Source organism: Thiomicrospira sp., assembly GCF_014859555.1.
Lineage (GTDB): Bacteria > Pseudomonadota > Gammaproteobacteria > Thiomicrospirales > Thiomicrospiraceae > Thiomicrospira.
Map to the genome: position 1 here is coordinate 1 of NZ_JACUTY010000099.1, position 3,216 is coordinate 3,216.

Here is a 3,216-nt window from a genome sequence, read left to right on the forward strand (position 1 = left end):
GTTCAAAATCCAATAATTCATTCGGCAAATCCATCACCAGGCCTGGTGCAAACTCCGGATGACTGCTGGCCACCAAAATTCCGTTAAGTTGCACAAACATACTGAATGAGGCTTGTTGTATTTCTTTAATTAAGTATTTGGGTTCGGTGTCTTTTAGCATGGCTTCAAATTGCGGTTCGCTATCAAATACCAGCGCAATGCCGCCGACGTTCTTTTTGATATTGTTCCAGTCTTTGACTGCGGCATGGTAAATATAAGTCGGGCGGTTGTTATAAAGTTTGGTTTGCTCAAACTCCGACACCGTATAACTTTGGGTGTTATCCAATAATAAGCAGGCCTGACTGTCGCGAACCTGACCTAATGATTGGCCAACCAGTTCGGCTTGCGCTGGATCGGAAACCGCCAGAATCGTGCCTTTGCGGTCGTACAGCATAATGTTGGTATAAACCGTATAGAGTGAGTTGATGTATTTCAAAATGCGGTGGAGTTCGTTTTCTTGTTCGCCGCTTAAGGTTTCGCCTTGATCATGTCGAGAAAGCATTTGACGAAAGGTCGAATTCAGCGCCCACCAACGACAATCGTTCGCACGTTCGTATAGGTTACGATCCATAATTTCAGCCGCCAGTGTGCCACTAAAACGCACTTTATCTTGCACCGTATCAATGAGCACATCATGGATGTGGTTAATGAAATCATTAAAAATTTCGGCGATACCCCGACTGATGTCTTGGAAGCTATCCAGAATCGGCAAGAAAGATTGCACATCCTTTTTTAGCGAAGTGATTTTGCCATTTAAAATCACGATTAACAGCAGCGTACTGACTTTTAAATTGGTTTGCTCTAGGTCTTTTAAGTAAACCGGGGATTCGGGTGAAATTTTTAAACCAATATATTGGCTGTTGGTTTTTTCAGCAAACGCGATGCGGTTATCGACCTTAATTTGACTAAACCAAGGCAGTCCCATAAAACCTTCGTAACCTTTGGCTTGAGCATAAAACTGCAATTGGTTTTGTTGGCTAATGGGTTTTTCGCTTAATTGGGGTGGGGTGGTTTTCTGACCAATTGGGTGGGTTTTGGGACAGTCCGATGCGAGCACTTCGCCCAGTTCATCTTTTAACAGAATTTCATAAGCCGCGTCTTGGCTGTTTAGCGTGTCAAAAATCAACTCCATTTCTTGGTTAAAACGAAAACTTAAACAAAGCACGCCAATGGTTTTGGTTTCACGACCTTGCTGTTGTTGAATGTGTTTGGCATAAACCAGGCTTTTATTATGTTGCGGGAAAATATCACTGTGGCGATACACTTCGATATAGTCATGTTTTCCGATTAAGGCTTCCTGTATTAACGGGTCATGGCTGTGTTGGGCTTGGTTGCTTGGGTTCAATTTGGCGGCCATGTCGCCATTGGGTTTAAGTAAGACGATGTCATCGTACACACTGTATTTGGCGACATATTCTTCGAGTCGGGTTTGAATAAAGTTCTGCTGATTGGCGTCAGGATTCGGGTCTGCCATAAAGTTGACTAAATCATCATCGGTTGCCAAAAATCCGACATCGGCGGTGCGCTCGAAAAGGTTACGGTTAATCATATCAATCGTAGCTTGGGCTTTAAGCATGACTTCGCTATTAGCTTGATTTAAGTAACGCGTTATCAGGGCTTCGATCATCATATCCCGAAGCTGTTGGAACTCTTTTTGAGTTTCAACAATCGATACCAACAATTGTGGGTCCATTTTTTCATTGTTAATTTTTCCGACCATCGCTACGGTCGTCCACCAAAGATCTTGTTCTTCAAGTTGGCTTAAGTAGCGTTTTACTTGGGGCAAATATTGGGTGTAATGTTTTAGATCTTTCATGTTATTTTGCATAGCTGAGCTCATCTTATCTTCGTATTTTTTAAGGTTAATCGAGGTGCCCTTTAGTTTTATTCACTTAAGTAGTGCGCATTGATGTCGACGCACAACACGTTTTTTTCGTCGGAAAAGGGGCGGCAGAGTGCTTTAGAAAGCGTGATATTTAAGTTGGCATTCGGCAGCCCAATATAGGGAGCGGAAAGCTGAACTTGATCGGGCTGATCCATCGCATTACGAAAATAGGCGCGTCTCGCCCACAGGGCACCGTCGCTTCGGGTGAGTGGTGCATAACGCATCGAGGTGTCTTGAATCACATGATCTGAGATCAGGCTTTCGACAATTTGCACGCCTTCGCTGTTGAGTAAATAAACGCGCTCAACCGCGGTGTGTTGTAATATTTCGGTGGTGGCGGTTTTAAAATCAATGCCTTGCGAAATGGCGATTGAGGTTTCCAATAACATATTTTTTAAACAGAGTTTTTTTTGAGTATGAAGACGTTGACGTTCACCCAAACTGTAGAGGCTGTGATGGTGTAGCATTTGTAATTCATTTAACAACCAGGCCTGGTCGTGTTCCCCACCAGCGGTGGGTTTAGCGAATAAGTAGCCTTGGGCTAAATCCGCATCCGAATCCAGCGCCAATAAAGCATCGTCTTGCGTTTCAACGCCTTCAACAATAATCAGTGCACCGGTTTCACGTAACAACGCAATACAGCGGGCTAACCAACGCTGACGCCCTGGATTATTGCGCGCATTAACGAGCATAGAGCGATCTAATTTGACAATGTTGGGTTTGAGCTCCCACATGCGGTCAAAGTTTGAGTGACCCGTGCCAAAATCATCAATCGCAATTAAAAAGCCGGCATCGCGATAATAATGCACAAATTCTTTAAGCTGCTCACCATCTTTGGCGGCATCTTCGAGTATTTCTAATACAATATTTTGCGGCTGTAGTCCTTGTTTGGCTAAACGTTTAGCAATGAGTTCGGCGCGTTGGTTTTTAGGGTTAATTGTGTCGCTGCTTAAATTTAAAAATAACCATTGATCTGGGCGTTTAATCGATTCGAAATGTTTAAGGTGGTTGGCTAAACACAGACGATCAAATTGTTCAGCTCGTCCTTGTTCGCGAGCGTGTTCAAAGGCTTCCAGTGGTGGACAAAACTCGCCATTAGAGCGTTTGGCACGTAATAGGGCTTCGTAACCAACCACACGTCGATGTGCCAAGCTAATAATAGGTTGATAATGAGTTGATATAGACATTAAGTTTTCATGCTTGCTTATTAATAATTTTTATACATAAGCATGGGGCGTGTAAATTTTTAAAAACAAGCGGTATATCAGGTATTTAACCGATTTATGGGGGCT

The 3,216-nt window shown here is 43.3% G+C and carries 2 protein-coding genes; both read right to left on the minus strand.

Features of this window, described 5'->3' with window-relative positions; translation table 11 throughout:
* A partial coding sequence (locus tag IBX48_RS10045) for a cache domain-containing protein (protein WP_296834083.1) occupies positions 1 to 1,867 on the minus strand: 1,867 nt, incomplete at its 3' end.
* 56 nt (positions 1,868 to 1,923) lie between these two features.
* Positions 1,924 to 3,111: an EAL domain-containing protein gene (locus tag IBX48_RS10050; RefSeq protein WP_296834085.1), complete on the minus strand. Its 1,188-nt coding sequence runs from the start codon at positions 3,109 to 3,111 to the stop codon at positions 1,924 to 1,926.
* Positions 3,112 to 3,216: the final 105 nt, after the last annotated feature.

What these genes read in the sequence shown, in the direction of transcription:
- IBX48_RS10050 (WP_296834085.1), bottom strand. Translation starts at nt 3,111, where the DNA reads ATGTCTATATCAACTCATTATCAACCTATTATTAGCTTGGCACATCGA.